We start from the raw sequence: 21,025 nt of genomic DNA on the forward strand, positions 1-21,025 counted from the left end.
ATGGGGCTGAATTTACGGGGAGCCCTTATCGAGCTTCGGTGCCGCGGTGGGCTTATCCGGTGTGCCAAACAATTACCCGCCATCCTCCGCTGCTTTGGCTGGAAGCGCGGCTTTAAATTTCTCTACAAACAGATCCGCCGCAACGACTATCAGACCTGGATTCAGCGCTACGACACATCAGATGCGGTTCTAGAAGCGCAGATCCGTGACCAGATCAAGGCCATTGAGACTCCGCCGAAGATCTCACTGCTGATGCCCGTTCAATCGATACCGCTGAAATTCCTCCAAGCCGCAATTGCCTCGGTTCAGTCACAGTCCTACGACAACTGGGAACTCTGCTTGCTCACCGATGCATCGGTTGATCCGGCGGCGCAGGCCATGCTGCAGGCGCTGATCAAAGCAGATTCGCGGATCCATCTTGTTTCGCAGCCCATGGGCGCAACGAGTGCAATGGGCGAGAGCCCGGCGGGATTGAACGCAGCACTGACCCAGATCACCGGTACTTACCTCGCAACGATCACAAGCTGCGATGTGCTCTCACGGCATGCGCTTTTTTATGTTGAACAGGCCATCGCTGCCGATCGGGATGTCGCACTTTTGTACACCGATGAAGACCGCATCAGCGAGCAGGGTGTCCGCTATGCCCCACATTTCAAGTGTGCGTTTAATCTGGAATTGATGTTGGCTCAGAACCGGATTGGTCATCTGGTGGTTTACCGATCCGAGCGCGTTAAAGAGGCTGGTGGCTGGCGACCGGGTTTTGCTGGCGCCGAAGATTATGATCTTGCCTTGCGCTTGATTGCCCGGTTGCAGCCATCGCAAATCATTCATATCCCGCGAGTGCTCTATCACCAGCGCACTGTGCGGGGGATGCTTGTCGCCAATACGGTCGCAGCCACACAAGCCGTCGCTGCCGGACGACGCGCGGTGGGTGACTATCTGGCAAGTTCAGGTCGGGGTGGATCCGTCGAGCCATGCCCCGAGGCGCCTCAATACAACCGCGTGCGCTACCCGCGGCCTAAGAAGCAGCCGCTGGTCAGCATCATCATTCCGACACGGGATCGTGCCGAACTACTCGGTATGTGCCTTGATTCGATTTTTGCAAAAACCACTGACGCCCGTTTTGAAATCATCATCGTCGATAACGGCAGTGTTGAAGCGGCGACACAGGCGCTCTTCCAGAAACAACCTGCGGCCAAGGTTAAAGTCCTCCGTGACGATGCACCGTTTAATTACTCCCGGCTCAATAACCTAGGGGTTCGAGCCGCTCAGGGCGATGTCATCTGCCTGATGAACAATGACATTGAAATCCTGACACCGGATTGGATCGAGGAAATGTTGTCCTTTGCGCTACAGCCGGACATCGGCTGCGTGGGCGCAAGGCTCTGGTTTCCCGATGGCCGACTCCAGCACGCGGGGGTGATCACCGGGCTGGGCGACATTGCCGGGCACCCCCATAAATTCTTTCCGAAAGCGTATCCAGGCTATCATGGCCGGGCAGTGTTGACTCAGAGCTTCAGTGCCGTGACTGCAGCGTGTTTAATGGTGCGGCGTCAGGTTTGGGAACAGGTCAACGGACTCGATGAAACGTTAGCTGTCGCCTTCAACGATGTCGACTTCTGCCTCCGTGTCAAAACGGCGGGTTACCAAAATGTCTGGACTCCTTACGCGGAAATGAATCACCACGAGTCCGCATCGCGTGGCAACGAAACCACGCCGGAAAAGCAGGCACGATATCAGGCAGAAATCGAACGGATGATTAGCCGCTGGGGCGATGTCCTAGATCACGATCCCGCCTACAACCCAAATTTAACGCTTAAGCACGATGATTTTTCCTTGGCCTGGCCCGCAAGTCATTGAATGCAAATAAAAATTTGAGGATTTTGTGCTGTCGTGGCTATGCTATAATGTCTTATGTTTTTTTGTAGATATCAGGCTTGTGTTTTTGGCTAAAATTTTTTAAGAGTTTTTCTCTAAATCAAGATCAATCTAAAAATATGCAGTTGATACCAGTTGTCTTGTCAGGTGGTGCGGGTACGCGCTTATGGCCTGTTTCACGTGAAGGCCATCCTAAGCCGTTTATGAAATTGGCTGACGGTGAAACGTTGTTAGAAAAAACCTATCGGCGCGCAACAAAGCTTCCTGGCCTCATAGACTGTGAATTTGGCCCCAAAATAGTTACGGTGACTAACCGTGATTATTATTTCATGACACGCGATGAGCTTCAGAAGGCAGGAGCTGCTGGCCCGTTTCTACTTGAACCTTGTGGACGGAATACGGCCCCGGCAATTGCGATGGCGGCACATTATATTCTTGATAAATTTGGGTCGGATGCAGTCATGTTGGTTTTATCGGCAGACCATTTGATTCAAGATGAGATCGCATTCGCTGAAGCTGTTAAAACGGCCACAGAGCTAGCAACATCAGAGGCCAATTTTTTGGTGACATTCGGCATCGTGCCCAAAGCACCGGAAACGGGATTTGGTTACATTAAGGCAGGTGGTCAATTGACCAATGCTTATCAGGTAGAGGCTTTTGTTGAAAAACCTGATGCTGTAACAGCTCAAAAATATCTGGACTCCGGAAATTACTTCTGGAATGCTGGGATGTTCTGTTTCAAAGCCAGTCAATTCCTGGGCCAACTCAGCCTCTACGCGCCCAAAGTTGCCCTCACATGCAAAAAATGTTGGGACGCGATTGAAGTAAGTGCAATGCAAGGTGAGCTCATGCTAGAAATTCCAGAGCGGCTTTTTTCTGGTGCAGAAGATATTTCCGTCGACTATGCGCTTATGGAGCGGTCTAACAAGGTCGCTGTAGTTCCCAGTGATATAGGGTGGAGTGATATTGGCTCTTGGAGTGCAATTCGTGATCTGATAGAACCAGATTCCCAGAACAACCGTGCTTATGGCGATGTAGTCTTCGTAAACAGTCATAACACCTTTGTGCAGTCAGAAGATCGGCTAGTGGCTGCAGTTGGGTTGGACAACGTGATGATCATTGATACCCCTGATGCACTACTTGTGGCTAACCCAGAGTTCTCGCAAGACGTGAAAACTGTCGTGAATCTCCTGAAGAAAATCGACCATGATGCGTTTAAATTGCACAAAACAGTCTGTCGTCCATGGGGTACATACACCGTTTTGGAAGAAGCGCCGGATTTCAAAATGAAGCGAATTGAGGTTAAGCCAGGTGCGCGGCTTAGCCTCCAGATGCACAAACACCGGAGCGAACACTGGATTGTTGTTCAGGGAGAAGCTGTGGTTGTTAACGGCGATGAAGAGTTCCTCGTCCAACAAAATGAATCGACCTACATTCCCGCGGGGCATAAACACCGCCTTGAGAATCGAACGGATCGAGATCTCGTGTTGGTTGAAGTGCAATGCGGTACATATCTCGGTGAAGACGATATCGTCCGATTTGAAGACAATTACGGCAGGGTCTGATGCTACGTTTTGCAAAACCTTTATGGGCTTATCGTAGCTTCATTTCTGGGAGCGTCAAGCGAGAATTTCAGACCAGGTACAAGGCATCCATGCTCGGTGCTGCCTGGGCAGTCTTAAATCCACTGGCCATGATTGCCGTCTACACCATCATCTTTTCTCAAGTCATGCAGGCAAAATTGCCAGGGGTCGGTAACGTTTATGGCTACAGCATTTACCTCTGCGCGGGCACCTTAACTTGGGGGCTGTTTGCGGAAATTGTTGGGCGGGGTCAAGCCGTCTTTCTCGACAACGCAAACCTGCTGAAGAAACTGAATTTTCCACGACTATGCTTACCCACAATTATCGTAGCGACAGCACTCGTAAATTTTGCCATTGTTTTTAGCCTATTTCTTGGCTTCTTAATTATTACAGACAGCTTTCCTGGCATTGTTTTCGTAAGCGTCATTCCTTTGCTTGCCTTGCTGGTTTTGTTCTCAATTGGCTTAGGGGTAACGCTGGGTGTTTTAAACGTCTTTTTTAGGGACGTTGGCCAGTTCTTTGGCATCTTCGTTACGTTCTGGTTCTGGCTAACCCCAATCGTCTACACAACAAATATCATGCCTGAATCGGTTCGTGATTGGATTGCCATTAACCCTATGGCGCCCATCATGGAAGGATTTCAAACCGTAATTTCAGCGGGCCAGTGGCCAGACTGGGAAGCGCTGATCTATCCCGCTATATTGGCAACCATGCTATGTGCCCTCGGGTTTCGATTGTTCCGAAAGCATTCGGGTGAAATGGTGGATGAACTCTAATGGGAACCGTCACAGCAGTTAACCTGGGAAAGGCCTACAAGCAATATCCTTCCCGCTGGGCAAGAATCGTCGAATGGCTCTACCCAAGTGGTGTGGCTCGTCACCAACTACATTGGGTGCTCAAAGACGTTAATTTTTCCATTCACGCGGGTGAGGCTGTGGGCATCGTTGGGGTTAACGGTGCGGGTAAGAGTACCTTGCTTAAAATGATCACCGGGACAACCCAGCCGAACGCCGGAACCGTGCAAACCACTGGTAGTGTTGCGGCGCTGCTAGAGCTCGGCATGGGTTTTCATCCAGACTTTACAGGTCGCCAGAACGCTTTAATGGCGGGTCAGTTACTGGGCATGCAACCGGAAGAAATCATCAAGCTAATGCCCGAGATCGAGGCGTTTGCCAGTATTGGCGAGTACATTGACCAACCCGTAAGGGTTTATTCCAGCGGTATGCAAGTCAGGCTAGCATTTGCGGTCGCCACCTGCAAACGCCCTGATATTCTGATTGTGGACGAGGCATTGTCAGTGGGCGATGCCGCATTCCAGCGCAAATGCTTTCAGAGAATCGAAGGTTATAGAGCAGCGGGTACGACTCTGCTTCTGGTAACGCATGACGTTGAAACAGTAAAAAAAATCTGCGATAGGGCTATCTTCATCAAAAACGGAACCTTGTTTCAGATAGGGCCGGCCAAGCAGGTATGCGACCAGTACGAGCAGTACTTGTTTGGCGGTCGCAAAGATAAGCCCCTTAAAAAGCCTGCAGAAGTTGAGCGTATACCTAATGCGGCGAGATTTGATCCGGGTATGGTTGCCAGTTGCGAAACGATTTATGGTAATGGCGAAGCAGAGATTGAAGCCTGTTGGTTGGCTGATCTTGATGGGAACCGCATTAATATCGTTGAATCAGGTGAGCCCTTTCGTTGGTGCTACCGCGTCAGGTTTAACGAAGATGTAACAAATCCTAAATTTGCGATGATGCTCAAAACGCTTGAGGGTATATCTATATTTGGCACAGATTCAGAACTGACCAATGAGGCCTCAAATGTTATCAATGCTGGTCGAGTATTATTAGTCGAGTTTTCTCTGCAGAATCTTTTGGCGCCAGGTATTTACTATTTTAATTGTGGTGTTCGTGTGGATACGCTTGAAGGTGTTCGATTCCTAAGTCGTCGTGTAGATGCTGCGCTACTTAGAGTCACCGCGTCTAAGGAAACCACAGTAATTGCTGGTTTGCTGGAAATGAAAATGCAAATGGAAATAAAAGACTTGGTGGATGATTAATGAAGAAAATTAATCAACCAATTTTTATTCACTCCTTGTTTAGGTCCGGAAGCACCTACATTTTTAATGTTTTTCGACGTGCGAAATATGCTTATATTTGCTTTCAGGAGCCTTTGCATGAGATGGCAGTTTTAGCAAAGAATAGACCAGATGACCTCATTGTTAACTTTGGTGATCATGAGGCGTCAATTAATCGTCACCCAAAGCTAGAGAAACCATACTTCTCGGAGCTATTTGAGGCGTGGCCGGCATGGCAAGAGCACATTAAGGAGAAGTATGTTTATCAGTCCTACTTTGCTAATAAAAAGGAAGATGTTGGCATTGGCTTTTGGCAGTCATTAACTTCTGTAGCCAAAGGGCGCCCCGTATTCCAAGAGTGTCGGACGTCTGGCCGTATTGGCGCCATTAAGAATTATATTGGTGGTCTACATCTTTATCTGTGGCGCAATCCCTGGGATCAATGGTGGTCCTACAAAATCAACAACTACTTCGAGGCAGCAAATCAACTCATTATTCATGCTGATAATCCACCTGCACCATTAAGGCTCATGCTTGCAGCAATGGATCTCCCCAGATTTGATGGTAAAGGTGTTGTGGCAGCAATTCAGCATTATCAGTCAACGCCAAAAACCACGGAGGAAAGCTACCTTGTTTTCTACATGCTATGGTGCCTGGCGCTGCGGGAGGGGACAACCTATGCAGATCTCATATTTAGTATCGACCGTCTTAGTGATTCCAAAGATTATCAACATGAGATTTTGATCAAGCTTCAAAAGCTCGGCATTGACGGAGTAGACTTTTCAGATTGCTCTGTTCCCCAAGGTGTTTACTCAGAAAAAGACAAGGCCTTTTTCGGAGCGTTGGAGGCAAAGGTTCATTTATGGCTACTAGAAGGCGGGTGGAAGCAGGCTGAAATTGATGCGATTCTAAATTTGCGCAAAGATTTTGCGCCAAAGCAATGGAGCCAGCCAGTTGCGAATTTAAATCCAGAAACCCTTGTTGATTTGGTAGAACGTTTTAGCGAGCTTTCTAAGCGATTTGAAACTACCAATGCAAAAAATGAACGAGCGGCAGACAAAAATCGATTTGAAACAGAGTCAAAAATTCAGCAACTAGAGAGACAATACCAAGACGCTCGAACAAAAGATGAGCAATGCCAGAACAATCTAGGTCAGGCAATACAGGCAGTTCAACAAAGTCAAGCTCAATTGCAAGAAATGGTTGGTATAGTTAACCAATCGAATAGGCTTGCCCAAGAAGCCGAGTCAAGAGCCGCTCAGTCTGAAAAGATGGCCCAAGAAGCCGAGTCACAAGCCGCACTATCTGAAGTTCGCGCACAAGAAGCCGAGTCAAGAGCCGCTCAGTCTGAAAAGGTGGCCCAAGAAGCCGAGTCACAAGCCGCACTATCTGAAGTTCGCGCACAAGAAGCCGAGTCACGTGCCTACCAATCAGTGCAGATGGTCGAAAAACTCAACTCAGAGATCGCATCGCAGAGAACCGAACTTCATAACGTCCTAGAATCCAATCATCATCATTGGAATCTAGCCAATCAAAGATGGCAAGAGCTTATCGCAGTGTATAACAGCAAATCTTGGCGCATAACGGCTCCCCTAAGGTGGCCAGTTAATCAGTTTAGATTATTGAAAATGCACGGATTCAAAAGCCGTGCAAAGGCATTGATTAATAAACTTCTCCGGAAGCTCAATGCCTATTTGTTGGGTAGACCTAAGCTTCGCAGAACATTATTGTGGCTATCACAAAAAATTGGCATTTACAGACTATTAAAAAGCTGGCGAGATCGTTTGCGCAGCCAACCTGATTACATAAAAGAGGTCCTCCAAGCTGAAAACCCAAGTAAAGAAAATTGTGAAGATTTAACAAAAGAACTAATGCCACAAGCCAGAATGATCTATAACAAACTAAAAATATCAATAGAGCAGCGTCAGGGCCAAAGTCGATGAGAATAGTGATTGATATGCAAGGTGCCCAATCCACCGGGAGTTGGAATCGTGGCATAGGGCGCTATACCTTGGCGCTTGCATCGGCAATCGCTAGAAACAGAGGCGATCATGAAATTCTTCTGGTGTTAAATGGAGCCTTCCCAGAATCCATAGAGCGAATTAAGCAGCACTTCAGTGAGCTGATTCCCGAAGAAAACATTAGAATCTGGTACTCAAATCAACCCACAGCTTTTAATAATGAAAACAATAAATGGCGTCGTGAAGTTGCGGAGCTTGCACGGGAGGCATTTATTGCCAGTCTAAAGCCTGATTTTGTTTTAATAGGAAGTCTATTCGAGGGTTTGGGTGACGATGCAGTTGTTACTATTAAGTTGTTTGATGAAAGTATTAAAACCGCAGTTGTTTTATATGACTTAATACCGTACATAAACAGCGATATCTATCTGCAAAACCAAGATGTGAAAAGATGGTACTTATCAAAGATTGAGCATTTGAGTCGGGCCGATTTATGGTTAGGTATTTCAGAGTCCTCGGCTCAAGAGGGTATCGATCATCTTGGATTTGACAAAAATAAATGCGTTAGTATTTCGACTGACGCAGATGAGCAGTTTAAAGTGAATGTTGTGTCAGACGCAACGATGGCTGGATTAAAAAGAAAATACGGAATTATAAATGATTTTATAATGTACACCGGTGGTATAGACTACAGAAAAAATATCGAAGGTTTAATCAAAGCGTATGCATTAATGCCTGAGTCGATCCGCGCCAACCATCAGCTAGCGATTGTTTGCTCCATTCAGGAAGAGACAAGGAATTCACTAATTAGGCTTGGAGAATCACTTGGACTAGAAGAGAATCAGCTACTTTTAACGGGTTATGTGCCAGAAGAAGACTTAGTTTCGCTTTATAACATATGCAGGCTGTTTGTATTTCCGTCATGGCACGAAGGTTTTGGATTGCCGGCACTGGAAGCAATGCGATGTGGTGCTGTGGTATTAGGAGCAAACACCTCGAGCCTGCCTGAAGTGGTTGGCAATCCAGAGGCCTTGTTTGATCCATATTCAGTTGAAGACATGGCCAAGCTTATAGAGCGTTCCCTAATGGACGATCAATTCCGCTTTAGTCTTAAAGAAAAATCAATTAAACAAGAGAAGAATTTTTCCTGGGACAAAACTGCAATTAAAGCAATAACGCTCATTGAAAATTCATTAAAAAGCTCTTTGCCAAGTAGTAAAAGCGAAAAACCAATAGGATATAAGCCTAGATTGGCCTTTTTATCACCACTTCCTCCGTTGAGATCTGGTATAGCTGGATATAGTTCCGAGTTGATTCCTGCTTTGACCGCATGCTATGAAATATCAGTTGTCTTAGACCAGGACGTCATGACAGATGAATGGATAAAATCCAATTGTAAAGTTTTGAGCATAGAACAGTTTAGAGAAAGAAGAAAGGAATTTGATCGAGTCTTATTTCATTTTGGGAATTCCGAATATCACAAGCACATGTTTGACCTCCTTGAGGAGACTCCCGGAGTTGTTGTCCTCCATGATTTCTTTATGTCAGGTGTGCTTAATTACATGCAGGCAAAAAACTACAAACCTGATGCAATGGATAGTCGCTTACTGCTCTCTCATGGATATACTGCACTTCAGTTCAAGCGTGCATGCACTAATGCTGACGAATTTTTATCGAAATACCCTTGCAATTTTTCAGTAATAGAAGACGCATTAGGCCTAATAGTCCATTCTAAATACTCTAAACGCCTTGCTGAATCTTGGTATGGAATTAATCAAGAGAAGTGGGAAATAATCCCGCTCTTACGAGAGACCAAAGTGTTTCAGTCACGATCCGATGCTCGCAGAGAACTTGGGTTTGATGAAAATGATTTTTTGGTTTGTTCATTCGGAATGCTTGGTCCGACAAAAATGAATGATAGGCTGTTAAGAGCATGGCTAGATTCTGGACTTTCAAAGACACAGAATTGCCATTTGATCTTTGTAGGTGAAAATCATATGGGAGACTATGGTTCAGAGCTGCTTGAAGTTATCAAGCGAAATAAAGTGAAATCGAAAATAAAAATTACTGGATGGACAGATGATCGAATTTATGATCAATATCTGGCGGCTGCAGACATTGGTGTACAACTAAGAACGCTCTCCCGTGGAGAATCCTCAAGCGCAGTTTTAGATTGTATGAAGTATGGACTCCCTACAATAGTTAATTCTAATGGCGCTATGAGTGATTTGGCTAGTTGCCCTGTCTGGATGATAGATGACGAATTTGGTGATGCAGATTTAGTATCTGCATTAGAAACGCTATGGAGTGATAAGGAATTGCGGTATAAGCTGGGATCGTCAGCTAAAGAAATGATAATTGAAAAACATAATTCAAAGATATGTGCAGAGAAGTACATGGACGCAATTGAGAGATTCTATGATGAGAGTCACAACTGCTTGGATAGGGTCATCCATAAAATTTCAATGCTCGAAACGAAAAACCAAACGGATGCTGAGCTTGTCCAGCTTTCGATAAATTTGTCAAAATCTTTCATATCGATAGCCTGAGTCAATAAAGACCAGTTTTTTTAAAATTCCACTAAGTCTATTCAATGTATAAGTTTTTAAAAGAAACGAAGGAATATAAAGGCAAATTTATAGCCACAAGCCATCTCCTTCTGTTTACGGTCATTATCTGTCTGCTTTTTTTTGTTCTTCATACCTACAGATGGCGCTTTCATTCTGATGCTGCTACAGCTGGGATGATTGCATTAGAACAGATTAGAACCAATCAATTACTTGTTAACGGATGGGCTTACTCTCAAGATTTTTGGCCGATGTTTGTATTTAACTCTGTTTATTTCTTAGAAGGACTCCTCGATAGTGTTTTTTTAAGGACCCAAGTATGGGTTGCCCTTCAATCCATATTAATTGCATATCTTACATACAAATTGCTCGGGCGGCTTACAAGTGGTCTTGTTAGAAATATTTTTTTGGTTTACCTCCTTTCTGGAGTTTCTGCGCTATGGTCAGAGTTTTTTTTCGGTCAAGGTCAGTATGGTAATGTATTGCTATTTATTCTCCTTGCAACAACTCTAGTCTTAAACATTCTTGATCTGAAGAGACCTGTCTTAACGAGTGGTATAGGCTTGTTTCTTATTTTGACTTATGCCAACAGCACCTCAATCAGGTACGTTCCACTTTTCATTTTGCCATCAGCTCTTTCACTTGTTGCAATTGGGTTGAGCTTACGGGAATTACGAGTAAGAACGTTTATTTCGCTATCGATATTAGTTGTTTCTACTGTTTGTGGCTTGTTAATTTTTTCAATTCTTAAGAAGAACTTTGTATTTTTGGACGGTGTAAACGCCTCTACGTTAGTTTCCTACGCCACTGCTTTAAGTGAAAACTTACCGGTCTTGTTAGATGGCTTATTCTCTTTACTATCTGAAGAAGTTATTGGTGTGAGGTTTGCGTCGCTTTCTTCAGCTCTCTTCCTTTTAAAACTTGGGTTGGGGCTTGCCCTAATCGCGTGCTCTTTTTTTATAATTTTTAGAAAGAATAATTACTCTGAGCCTATTCTAACAACCATATATATCAAATACTTTGGCCTTGCACTTCTAATCATTTCCTTGGCTTCAGTTTTATTTATTTCATCAATAACCAACAAGGTTGCTGCTGCTAGATACTTAATGATCCCCGTGTATTTTTTGATATTGCTGTCTACTTTGTTTCTAAACGATCTCCCTTCGTTGTATCGTCGAACTTTGATTGCGACTATGGTTGTGGTATCATTTTCAAATATCTGGATATACTACATAAAGCCCTATAATTCCGTTAATCAGTTTGATGTAGTAAAGGCCGAACTAGTAAATCGAGGGCTAACGCGTGGGTTTGCAACTTACTGGAATGCGGATGTAATCACTGTTCTTTCTGATTACAAAGTTAAAGTATTTCATCTCGATGCCGATTCGCTTAAGCCTTCTTTTTTTATGTCTTCAAAAAATTTCTACGAACCAAAAGCCATAAAAAAAACTTTTTTGTTACTTAATAGAGAAGAAGTGGCTAAGCACAATAATTTTTTGGCGTCGCATCTGCCCGGCATAACTGATTCATTTGATATTAATGGGTTTAGTGTATTTGTTTTTGAACAAGGTTTTGAGAATGAATTTTCCGACTGGTACAAACCTTTTAATTAAATTCAGGAGTTCCAAATGAAGTCGTTTTATCGGGGCCAAAGTGTTGCCCTTATTGTTCCTTGCTTCAATGAGGAAAAGGCGATTCAAGAAGTTGTTCTTGGTTTTAAAAAGTCAATGCCTGAAATTGATGTCTATGTCTTCGACAATAATTCGCATGATCGTACAGCACAGGTTTCGAAGGACTGCGGTGCTAAAGTTGTTCACGTATCTTTGCCTGGTAAGGGCAATGTTGTAAGAAGAATGTTTGCAGATGTCGATGCTGATGTATATGTGATGGTTGATGGGGATTCAACTTATGAAGCTGCTGCTGTTTGCAAACTCGTTGATAAGCTCCTTGATGACGATCTGGATATGGTTGTTGGATGTAGAGTGACTGATTCTGCTGCTAGTGGAAAGGCATATAGAGCTGGCCATGAGTGGGGAAATCGACTGCTAACCCAAAGTGTCGTAAGGATCTTTGGCGGTGAATTTACCGACATGCTTTCGGGGTATCGAGCATTTACAAGGAGGTACGCTAAATCCTTTCCTGCGTTATCCTCAGGTTTCGAAACAGAGACCGAATTGACTGTTCACGCGTTAGAATTGCGTATGCCATTTGGGGAGATTTCTACTGCCTACGGTGCAAGACCAGAGGGTTCGCACAGTAAACTTTCAACTTATAAAGATGGCTGGAGAATTCTAAAGACTATTGTTAAGCTCTACATTTCGGAGAGGCCACTTTACTTCTTTACCGGATTGTCGATCCTTCTAACGCTTACTGCGATTCTTCTTTCTTGGCCGATCTTTCTTGAATACTTTTACACAGGATTGGTTCCTAGGTTACCCACGGCTTTGCTTTCTGCGTCGCTTATTATCTGTGCGTTGTTGTCGTTTGCATGTGGTTTGATTTTGGACAACGTGACTCGCGGGCGTCATGAAATAAAGAGGCTGGCCTATCTCTCTTATGCACGGCCAAAGCTTGATACCAACAATGAAGTTTGAAAAAGAATTCTTTCTATTTGCAATAGTCGGTAGTGCCGGCTTTGTTGTGGATTCAGTAGTCCTATCGATTTTTTATGAGGTGATGGGTCCATACGTTGCCAGAATTCTATCCTTCACCTGTGCAATCTTACTTACTTGGATACTAAACAGATCATTCACGTTTGCGAATAAGAGCTCTAGCTTCTCCCTAGTCAGAGAATTTCTGTCTTACGCTGGGCTAATGATTGGTGGTGGGATGGTAAACTATATTTGTTATGTGTTGATGGTTACTTTTGTGCCTTTTGTGGATAATCGGCCCATACTTGGCGTGGCAGCTGGCAGCTTTGTTGGGCTGGGTGTGAATTTCGTCACGTCCAAAAAATTTTTGTTTAAGCACACTGAGTCTTAAAGTTTGGAGGAGTTTGTTGTGAGCATTGCAATCGTAACGGGCATCACGGGCCAAGACGGGGCCTACTTGGCAGAACTTTTGCTCGAGAAGGGTTATACGGTATACGGCACTTACCGCCGTACAAGTTCTGTTAACTTCTGGCGTATTGAAGAGCTGGGTGTTCAGAATCACCCTAACCTGCACTTAGTCGAATATGATCTTACTGATCTTGGTGCCAGCATCGCATTGGTGCAAAAAGTACAACCTGATGAGATTTACAACCTAGCAGCTCAGAGCTTTGTTGGGGTCTCGTTTGACCAGCCGTCCACCACGGCCCAGATTACGGGCATTGGAGCGTTAAATCTTCTTGAAGCCATTCGGTTGGTGAATACTAAGATTCGCTTTTATCAGGCCAGCACTTCTGAAATGTTTGGCAAGGTTCAGGCTATTCCTCAGAAAGAAGATACTCCTTTTTATCCACGCAGCCCATATGGCGTTGCCAAACTCTACGCGCATTGGATGACCATTAATTACCGTGAGAGTTACGACATTTTTGGTTGTAGCGGCATTCTCTTTAACCATGAGAGCCCGCTGCGTGGCCGTGAATTCGTCACACGCAAGATCACCGACAGTGTGGCCAAGGTCAAGCTCGGCCAGTTGGAGTGTATGGAACTGGGTAATCTAGACGCGAAGCGCGACTGGGGTTTTGCCAAAGAATACGTTGAAGGTATGTGGCGCATGTTGCAGGTTGATACGCCAGACACCTACGTTCTGGCCACCAACCGAACTGAAACAGTCCGTGACTTTGTCGAAATGGCATTCAAGGGTGCCGGCATTCAGGTTGAATTCAAAGGCACGGCCGAGAATGAAACCGCTGTAGACACAGCAACCGGTAAGACGGTTATGCGCATCAACCCCAGGTTCTATCGACCAGCCGAAGTTGAACTGCTCATTGGTGACCCGGCCCACGCTAAAGCCAAGCTGGGTTGGGAGCCAAAAACCACCCTGGAGCAGTTATGCCAGATGATGGTCGAGGCGGATTTGCGCAGAAATAAAGCCGGTTTCTCTTTCTGATGAAACGATTGCTGATCACGGGTGCCGAAGGGTTTACCGGACGGCACCTTGTTGATGCTGCGGTGGCATCCGGGTTTGATGTTACTGAATTAAAGTCCGATCTGACCAATGCTCCAGCCCTTGAGCAGGAAATATTGGCAGCCAATCCGACGCATGTAGTCCATCTGGCTGCGATTAGCGCAGTGACCCACGCGGATCAATCCGCTTTTTATCAGGTCAACCTGTTTGGTACCCTGAATCTTCTGAATGCGCTCATCGCTCTGCCCACGCCGCCAGAGAAAGTGCTTTTGGCGAGTAGTGCCAACGTTTACGGCAACCAGATCGGAGAAATCTCAGAGGCTGTCTGCCCCAAGCCCGTGAACCATTACGCCACGAGCAAGCTGGCCATGGAGCATATGGCGATGACCTATGCCGACCGGCTACCGTTGCTCATGGTACGGCCTTTTAACTACACGGGGGTCGGTCATGATCAGCGCTTTGTTATCCCCAAGATCATTGATCATTTTAAACGCGGTGCCGAGAAGATTGAGCTTGGTAATCTGGAGGTATACCGCGAGTACAACGATGTGCGTATGGTTTGCGACGTCTATTTGAGGCTGCTGGAAAAAGGCCAGTTGGGGGAGATTTACAATGTATGCTCGGGCAGGGCCTTTTCGTTGGGGGAAGTGATCGCCTTGGCGGAGAAGCTGTCAGGTCAACACATAGAGGTATCGGTCAATCCCATGTTTGTTCGGGCCAATGAGGTGCATACCCTATCCGGAAATGCGGAGAAGCTTGAATCTGCTATTGGGCACGTTCATGGCTATTCGTTAGAAAACACCCTAGCGTGGATGTTGGCGTCAAACTAGTTCAGTCAACGCTTGGTGCACAGGTTCTAGAAGCCACCGCAACGGCAGTCGGGAACTTGTTTTACAGAAGCGCACTGAATGTTCTTCCGGGCAAAATTCCTAGGGGCGGTGTGCCAGTTATCTTTCCCCAGTTTGCCGAATATGGTGATCTCGGCAAACATGGCTTTGCTCGCAACATGCAGTGGCAGAATACGCTGGCCGATTCTCAGGATAAGGGTTCTGCGCTTGGTCGAACCCGGCATACGCTGACGATTAATGATTGGGACATCAGCTTATGGCCCTACCATGCGCAGATTATTCTGGATACGGAATTAACGTCTGAGCATTTTGAGCAAACCCTGACCGTCATCAATCTAGGCAATCAGGAATTTTCCTGGACGGGTGGTTTACATCCCTATTTTTTTACCATGGACATCCGAAGTTGTACTTTGACGGGTTTGTCCGGTGTTGGTTACCACGATAGATATTCCGATCAGCCGCGATTAAAAGGGAGTCACCAACTGGTTTGGTGTGAAGCCCCGTGTGAAAAGCTATTTGCAGAAGCCCCGCCTTTGCAATTGCAAGCAAATGGGCGCATTTTGGACCTTAGCTGCACGGGGTTTGATCAATGGATGATCTGGAACCCCGGTAAAGAGGGAGGCAGAGAGCTCGATGACATGGCAGATGACGATTGGCAGCGTTTTGTCTGCATTGAACCGGTATGTGTCGAGAGGCCTGTAAGGTTGCCGCCCGGTGAGACGTTTACAGGTAGCTTACGTCTTGGTTGGGGGGCGAAGTGTCTGTAAACTTCCATAATGCTCAGAAAAATTAAATGCTTTGTTAGGGATGTGTGGGCATCCGTTTTTTTTTCTGTTGTACTACGGAAACCAGAAGCATTTTCTTCAGACCAGATCGGAATCAATTTTATTGGCTATGCAAAAGCCGAAATGGGGCTTGGTGAAGCCCTTCGTTCGTTGGTTCGTTCATTACAAACAGTCAACATCCCGCTGCTGGTTCGGGATTTTGACCCGAAAATCCGAAGTGATCAGACGAACATGGAAATGGCAGGCCTTCTGGAACCGGCCTGTCGATACCCCATAAATTGCCTTTGCATCAACCCTGATATGCTTTATCGCCTGCCCAAATGGTTGCGATATCGAGAATGGACAAAACAATACAACGTTGGGTATTGGTTCTGGGAACTCTCAAATTTTCCCGCTAACTGGCGGTATGCAACAAAGCTGGTAGATGAAATATGGGTTAATACAGAATACGTGGCTGAAGCCATGAGAAAAAGCGGTAAACCAGTCTACAAAATTCCGTTTTCAGTGGCGTTTGTATCGCCCTCGGAGCGCATCACCAGGAAGCAACTGGGGCTCGATGAATCTGCATTTCTATTTTTGTTCAGCTACGATGTTCTCTCTTCGTCAGGACGAAAAAATCCGGAAGCAGTCATTGATGCTTTTTTGCAGGCGTTTCCCAAACAGGAGAACGCATCAGTGGGTTTGGTCATCAAATCTGTTAACGAAAGCGTAGCGCCCGACCTAACAGCAAGGTTGCTTGACCGGATTCAGCAAGACACCAGAATCACCATTATCGATAAGGTGTTGGCAACAGATGAGATGCGCGGCCTGATAAGCTGCTGTGATTGCTATGTGTCCCTCCACCGGGCAGAAGGGCTCGGCTTGGGGATGGCTGAAGCAATGTATCTGGGTAAGCCCGTAATCGCGACCGCCTACTCGGGAAACATGGAGTTTATGAATGAGAAAAATTCATACCTGATTCCCTATCGGATGATTCCCGTAGACCCCGACGACTATCCAAACGCACAGGGTCAATTCTGGGCGGATCCGGATGTATCAGCCGCTGCCGCATCAATGCGCAGCGTCTTTGAGTCGCCTCTTGATGCCAAAGTCATCGGGCAGTCCGCAGCAAACTACATCCGCCAGCACCACTCACCTGAAGTATCGGGTCGGGCAGTACTTGAACGAGTTAGGCAAATCGAACAGAGTGGCCGCACCGAACCCCGAAGTGATCCCGTGCCCAAGAGCATTCTCATGCTCGGCCAGAGAGGTTTGCAGGCATTGGTCAGCCTGATGACCATGCTCTTCATTGCAAAATTTCTCTCACCAGAGTCCCAAGGGTGGTACTACGCCTTTTTAAGCCTCGCTTCCTTGTATACGCTTGCCGATCTGGGATTGTCGGTGGCACTGGTTCCTTATTTTGCAGTCAGTTTTAGCAAAATATCGCTACGTCGGCCAGGTCTTCTGGATGGCGCGGACAGTGCACAGTTGGTACAGCGATTAAGGCAGTCAGTAGACTGGTATGTCTTATTGGCTTTTTTATACGTACTCATTCTCACGCCATTCGGCATCTGGTTTTTTGGCAGGCTGCCTTCGACCCAAACGGACTGGCTGTTGCCGTGGGTGGCAATTGTTTTTACGTGTGCAGGGCAACTCTTACTGCTTCCGTTGATGGCATTCATTGAAGCCGCAGGTAAAGTCGTTGCCATCACCTACATGAGATTGGTTCAAATTGCCCTAAGCGGCGTTGCCTGCTGGTTTTTGCTGTACGAGAACCAAAGTTTGTGGGCGGCCTTTATTGTGGTCTTTAGCGCTGTAATTATTCCTTTTATATGGTTGAAATCCCAATGGCCAAGACTGCTCGAGTTGGTCCAGTCAGATATCTGCAAAAACTTCACTTTCAAGTCGTCGATCAATGGCGTTCAGTGGCGAATTGGCGTCTCATGGCTCTGTGCCTATTTATCCAGCCAGATATACAGCCTTATTCTTATGCAGCTTGATGGCCCGATTATTTCTGGCCGGCTGGCGCTGAGCATGGCGATTGCCAACATGGTCGGGGTGCTCTCGTTATCTTCAATGGCTGGAAAAGTCGCCTTTGTCAGTCATGACGCTGCGCGCAACGACATATCAGGATTTAGAGCTAAATTTCGGGCTGACATGAGCTTCTACGGAGGAATATATGCCCTAGGTATATTGTCTGTTCTGGCCGTGTACTGGTTTATTCAAGACACAACCTATACAGAACGGGTTTTGCCCCTATGGCAGATCATGGGCCTGATGGGGTTCATGTTTGTCGTAAACCTGCTGAATCTTTTTTCATCCTATGTGCGTTCCTATTTGCGCGAGCCATTTATGCGGGTTAATTTGATCGGTACGTTATTGACCTTGCCACTCGCTTATCTGGGGGCCGTCTATTTCTCATCGGCTGGCATCGTTATTGTGCTTGCTGGTGTTGCTCTTGTCGTAACCTTGCCTTTGGCAATAGTCGTTTGGCGTTCAGAGATCAAGAAAGCGGTTGAAGACGCAGGTAGAAAGAACGATCATGCATTCTAAAACAGCCTCGATCGTAATCACCTACAATCCCGACAAGGATAACCTGCTAAGGCTTATAGATAAAACCGTACAGCAACTTGACTGGGTGCTTGTTGTCGACAATGGTTCGCAGCAAGATATTCGTCAATGGCTTGGTGGGTTTCGGGAAAATGTCGAATTTATCCCTTTAAGAGAAAATCTAGGCATTGCGCAAGCCCAGAATGTCGGGATTCGGCGTGCCAAAGAGCTCGGGGCAGATTATGTCGTACTCTTTGATCAAGATAGCAATCCTGAGCCCACAACCTTACCAGCGCTGGTGACTGCTTTAGAAAAGCTGCTGCAAGAAGGTCATCAAGTGGGCTGTGTTGGCCCACGTTATGTGGATAGTCGTCAGAACAACCCAACGCCATTCATTCGGGTCGAAGGATTGCGTCTGGTTCGTACATCATGCGATTGCCAATCGGAAGTGGTGCCTGTCGATCATTTAATTGCCTCGGGTTCGCTCATTCCTATCAAGACACTGGATATTGTCGGTGGCATGAAAGAGGAATTGTTCATTGATTATGTCGACCTGGAATGGTGCGAACGGGCTTTGGCCATGGGGTATCAAACCTACGGTGTATGTGCTGCAAAAATGGAGCATGCTCTGGGGGATGAACCCATCAAATTCCTTGGAACGGCTTATCCCGCTAGAAGCCCGTTAAGACATTACTACATGTTTAGAAATGCGGTTTGGATGTACCGGCAAAATTATGTCCGATGGAACTGGAAAGTCGTTGATGCATTGCGCCTCTTGCGTAAATACGTTTTCTACACGCTCTTTGCCAAGCCCAGGCATCGGCACTTACAGATGATGACCAAGGGAATGTGGCACGGCCTCATCGGTAAGATGGGTCGGTTCGAAGCATGATATCGGCCTCGATCGTAAGCCACGGGCATGGCGATATGGTCTGGCAACTGGTGCGTCAGCTAGAAAGTTGCCCGGAGATCTCGCAGATTATTGTAACGCTAAACATTGAAGAACCGAGTCCAGCCGCACAGCATGAAAAATTCACCATCATCAGAAACAGCACACCCAAAGGTTTCGGCGAAAACCACAACGCTGCCTTTGCTCTGGCAACCGGCGATTTTTATGCAGTGATTAATCCGGATATCGTTCTTGAGCAGAATCCATTTCCTATTTTGCTAGAGACGTTCAACGAAAATAATGTTGGCCTCGTCGCCCCGCGAGTAAATGGACCCCATGGTGAACCTGAAGACAGTATGCGGCGTTTCTTAACGCCTTGGTCAATGCTCATGCGTGTGATTGGCTATGATTCTGGTGCATATTCATACGCTAAGACGCCTCATGCCATCAACCCGGACTGGGTCGCGGGTATGTTCATGCTATTTCGCACCAATGCCTATGCTAGGGTTCAAGGGTTTAATGAACGCTATTTCATGTACTGCGAAGACGCAGACATTTGCACACGGTTATGGAAGGCTGGTTACGCCGTTGCCGGTTGTACATCGGCCAGTGTCATTCACAATGCCCAACGCGCTAGCCGCCAGAATCTTAAACATCTATCCTGGCATCTGCGTAGCATGATGCGGTATTTTTTGAATCATTCCTTTTCGTTGCCGAAGTGTACGGTCTGCGTAGACACAAAAAGAAGATAAACCATGTCAGCCTTGGTCGTCGCCTTCGTTCTGAGCCTAATTGCCACCTTGCTTGTGGTGCGCTTTAACCATCTGCACGAACACATTACTGCAGATCATGACACACAGGGTATCCAGAAATTTCATACAAGCCCTGTGCCACGTGTTGGCGGATTGGGATTGGTCATTGGCCTAGTTGGCGCGCTGGGATTCAGATATTTTCAGAATCAGGAGGTGGGTACTTTTGGCCTGCTTTTACTTGTGGCCGCGATACCGGCTTTTGGGTTTGGCTTCGTAGAAGATATTACGAAGCGGATTGGGGTCAAAGTCCGTCTCATCGCCACGGCATCGTCGGCAGTATTGGCAGGTTATTTGTTAGGTGCGTGGTTATCGAGCCTGCAGATTCTGGGCATCGATAACCTCATGAGCCATTACCCCCTGTTTGCAATTATTGTCACGTGCTTTGCGGTGGCCGGGGTCGCTAATGCTTTCAATATTATTGACGGCTACAACGGTTTGTCCGGTATGGTTGGTGTCATTATTCTTGGCGGCATTGCCTATGTGGCATTTCAACTCCAAGACCATGAAATCATGATCGCTGCCGTTGCCATGATAGGCGCCATCCTCGGTTTTTTGATCCTAAATTACCCACGCGGCCTTATATTTCTGGGGGATGGTGGCGCCTATCTGATCGGTTTCTGGGTTGCAGAACTTTCAGTGCTCTTAACAGCACGTCACCCTGAAGTATCCAAATGGTTTCCTTTGTTGCTCTGTGCCTACCCGATTTTTGAGACACTCTTCACCATTTACCGGCGCGTTATCATTCACCGCACGCACCCGGGTATGCCGGATGCAGCGCACCTGCACCAGATGATCTACAAACGGGTTGTGCGTTGGGCAGTAGGGTCGAGCGAGCCGGTTGATAAGGTCATACGTAATTCACTAACGGCCCCTTACCTCTGGGTGCTCACTGCCCTGGCTGTTATACCAGCGGTGCTCTTCTGGCATAACGCCTGGGTATTGCGCGGGTTTGCACTGCTATTCGCGATCACTTACGTTGTACTTTATCGCAAGCTTGTATACTTCAAAACTCCAAAATGGCTCAGCCTTAACTGGAAGCGCTAAGCTACAAA

General features: G+C 46.5%; 16 protein-coding genes. All 16 read left to right on the top strand.

Annotated elements, in window-relative coordinates; genetic code table 11:
- The 16 genes from AC3GOJ_RS10005 (at window position 1) to AC3GOJ_RS10080 (ending at window position 21,017) form a co-directional block, all read left to right on the top strand.
- The gene (locus tag AC3GOJ_RS10005; protein WP_488237326.1) at window positions 1-1,860 is read left to right on the top strand and encodes a glycosyltransferase family 2 protein; all 1,860 of its coding nucleotides are present in this window, start codon (window positions 1-3) and stop codon (window positions 1,858-1,860) included.
- A gap of 137 nt (window positions 1,861-1,997) precedes the next feature.
- Window positions 1,998-3,443, top strand: a complete 1,446-nt coding sequence (locus AC3GOJ_RS10010) for a mannose-1-phosphate guanylyltransferase/mannose-6-phosphate isomerase (RefSeq protein ID WP_488237379.1) — start codon at window positions 1,998-2,000, stop codon at window positions 3,441-3,443.
- Window positions 3,443-4,237, top strand: a complete 795-nt coding sequence (locus AC3GOJ_RS10015) for an ABC transporter permease (protein WP_488237327.1) — start codon at window positions 3,443-3,445, stop codon at window positions 4,235-4,237. The genes AC3GOJ_RS10010 and AC3GOJ_RS10015 overlap by 1 nt, the downstream gene beginning before the upstream one ends.
- On the top strand, window positions 4,237-5,514 hold the full coding sequence (locus AC3GOJ_RS10020) for an ABC transporter ATP-binding protein (protein WP_488237328.1): 1,278 nt from the start codon (window positions 4,237-4,239) through the stop codon (window positions 5,512-5,514). Before AC3GOJ_RS10015 ends, AC3GOJ_RS10020 begins: the two co-directional genes overlap by 1 nt.
- Window positions 5,514-7,475 carry a hypothetical protein gene (locus AC3GOJ_RS10025; RefSeq protein ID WP_488237329.1) on the top strand — a complete coding sequence of 654 codons (1,962 nt, stop codon included), beginning with the start codon at window positions 5,514-5,516 and terminating at the stop codon, window positions 7,473-7,475. Before AC3GOJ_RS10020 ends, AC3GOJ_RS10025 begins: the two co-directional genes overlap by 1 nt.
- 14 nt (window positions 7,476-7,489) lie before the next feature.
- Window positions 7,490-10,039 carry a glycosyltransferase gene (locus AC3GOJ_RS10030; RefSeq protein WP_488237380.1) on the top strand — a complete coding sequence of 850 codons (2,550 nt, stop codon included), beginning with the start codon at window positions 7,490-7,492 and terminating at the stop codon, window positions 10,037-10,039.
- Between the two features lie 44 nt (window positions 10,040-10,083).
- Window positions 10,084-11,670, top strand: coding sequence for a hypothetical protein (locus tag AC3GOJ_RS10035; protein ID WP_488237330.1), 1,587 nt, complete (start codon window positions 10,084-10,086; stop codon window positions 11,668-11,670).
- 15 nt (window positions 11,671-11,685) lie between these two features.
- Window positions 11,686-12,651 (top strand): glycosyltransferase, encoded by a 966-nt coding sequence (locus AC3GOJ_RS10040; protein WP_488237331.1) that lies wholly within the window; start codon window positions 11,686-11,688, stop codon window positions 12,649-12,651.
- Complete coding sequence (locus tag AC3GOJ_RS10045; RefSeq protein ID WP_488237332.1) at window positions 12,641-13,039, top strand: GtrA family protein; 399 nt, start codon at window positions 12,641-12,643, stop codon at window positions 13,037-13,039. Before AC3GOJ_RS10040 ends, AC3GOJ_RS10045 begins: the two co-directional genes overlap by 11 nt.
- 3 nt (window positions 13,040-13,042) lie before the next feature.
- On the top strand, window positions 13,043-14,092 hold the full coding sequence (gene gmd, locus AC3GOJ_RS10050; RefSeq protein WP_488237333.1) for a GDP-mannose 4,6-dehydratase: 1,050 nt from the start codon (window positions 13,043-13,045) through the stop codon (window positions 14,090-14,092).
- Window positions 14,092-14,940, top strand: coding sequence for an NAD-dependent epimerase/dehydratase family protein (locus tag AC3GOJ_RS10055; protein ID WP_488237334.1), 849 nt, complete (start codon window positions 14,092-14,094; stop codon window positions 14,938-14,940). Before gmd ends, AC3GOJ_RS10055 begins: the two co-directional genes overlap by 1 nt.
- Complete coding sequence (locus AC3GOJ_RS10060) at window positions 14,919-15,725, top strand: aldose epimerase family protein (RefSeq protein WP_488237335.1); 807 nt, start codon at window positions 14,919-14,921, stop codon at window positions 15,723-15,725. The genes AC3GOJ_RS10055 and AC3GOJ_RS10060 overlap by 22 nt, the downstream gene beginning before the upstream one ends.
- Before the next feature lie 9 nt (window positions 15,726-15,734).
- Window positions 15,735-18,275: a glycosyltransferase gene (locus tag AC3GOJ_RS10065; RefSeq protein ID WP_488237336.1), complete on the top strand. Its 2,541-nt coding sequence runs from the start codon at window positions 15,735-15,737 to the stop codon at window positions 18,273-18,275.
- A complete protein-coding gene (locus tag AC3GOJ_RS10070) occupies window positions 18,265-19,164 on the top strand; it encodes a glycosyltransferase family 2 protein (protein WP_488237337.1) in 900 nt (299 codons plus the stop codon). Before AC3GOJ_RS10065 ends, AC3GOJ_RS10070 begins: the two co-directional genes overlap by 11 nt.
- A 35-nt stretch (window positions 19,165-19,199) precedes the next feature.
- Window positions 19,200-19,913: a glycosyltransferase gene (locus AC3GOJ_RS10075; protein ID WP_488237338.1), complete on the top strand. Its 714-nt coding sequence runs from the start codon at window positions 19,200-19,202 to the stop codon at window positions 19,911-19,913.
- 3 nt (window positions 19,914-19,916) lie between these two features.
- Window positions 19,917-21,017, top strand: coding sequence for an MraY family glycosyltransferase (locus tag AC3GOJ_RS10080; protein WP_488237339.1), 1,101 nt, complete (start codon window positions 19,917-19,919; stop codon window positions 21,015-21,017).
- The last annotated feature ends 8 nt before the right edge of the window (window positions 21,018-21,025 follow it).

It is taken from the genome of Fluviibacter sp. (genome assembly GCF_057744235.1).

Excerpts from the sequence above, each read along its gene's own strand:
- AC3GOJ_RS10005 (WP_488237326.1), top strand. The coding sequence starts at position 1 with ATGGGGCTGAATTTACGGGGAGCCCTTATCGAGCTTCGGTGCCGCGGT.
- AC3GOJ_RS10010 (WP_488237379.1), top strand. The coding sequence starts at position 1,998 with ATGCAGTTGATACCAGTTGTCTTGTCAGGTGGTGCGGGTACGCGCTTA.
- AC3GOJ_RS10015 (WP_488237327.1), top strand. The coding sequence starts at position 3,443 with ATGCTACGTTTTGCAAAACCTTTATGGGCTTATCGTAGCTTCATTTCT.
- AC3GOJ_RS10020 (WP_488237328.1), top strand. The coding sequence starts at position 4,237 with ATGGGAACCGTCACAGCAGTTAACCTGGGAAAGGCCTACAAGCAATAT.
- AC3GOJ_RS10025 (WP_488237329.1), top strand. The coding sequence starts at position 5,514 with ATGAAGAAAATTAATCAACCAATTTTTATTCACTCCTTGTTTAGGTCC.
- AC3GOJ_RS10030 (WP_488237380.1), top strand. The coding sequence starts at position 7,490 with ATGCAAGGTGCCCAATCCACCGGGAGTTGGAATCGTGGCATAGGGCGC.
- AC3GOJ_RS10035 (WP_488237330.1), top strand. The coding sequence starts at position 10,084 with ATGTATAAGTTTTTAAAAGAAACGAAGGAATATAAAGGCAAATTTATA.
- AC3GOJ_RS10040 (WP_488237331.1), top strand. The coding sequence starts at position 11,686 with ATGAAGTCGTTTTATCGGGGCCAAAGTGTTGCCCTTATTGTTCCTTGC.
- AC3GOJ_RS10045 (WP_488237332.1), top strand. The coding sequence starts at position 12,641 with ATGAAGTTTGAAAAAGAATTCTTTCTATTTGCAATAGTCGGTAGTGCC.
- AC3GOJ_RS10055 (WP_488237334.1), top strand. The coding sequence starts at position 14,092 with ATGAAACGATTGCTGATCACGGGTGCCGAAGGGTTTACCGGACGGCAC.
- AC3GOJ_RS10065 (WP_488237336.1), top strand. The coding sequence starts at position 15,735 with ATGCTCAGAAAAATTAAATGCTTTGTTAGGGATGTGTGGGCATCCGTT.
- AC3GOJ_RS10070 (WP_488237337.1), top strand. The coding sequence starts at position 18,265 with ATGCATTCTAAAACAGCCTCGATCGTAATCACCTACAATCCCGACAAG.
- AC3GOJ_RS10075 (WP_488237338.1), top strand. The coding sequence starts at position 19,200 with ATGGTCTGGCAACTGGTGCGTCAGCTAGAAAGTTGCCCGGAGATCTCG.
- AC3GOJ_RS10080 (WP_488237339.1), top strand. The coding sequence starts at position 19,917 with ATGTCAGCCTTGGTCGTCGCCTTCGTTCTGAGCCTAATTGCCACCTTG.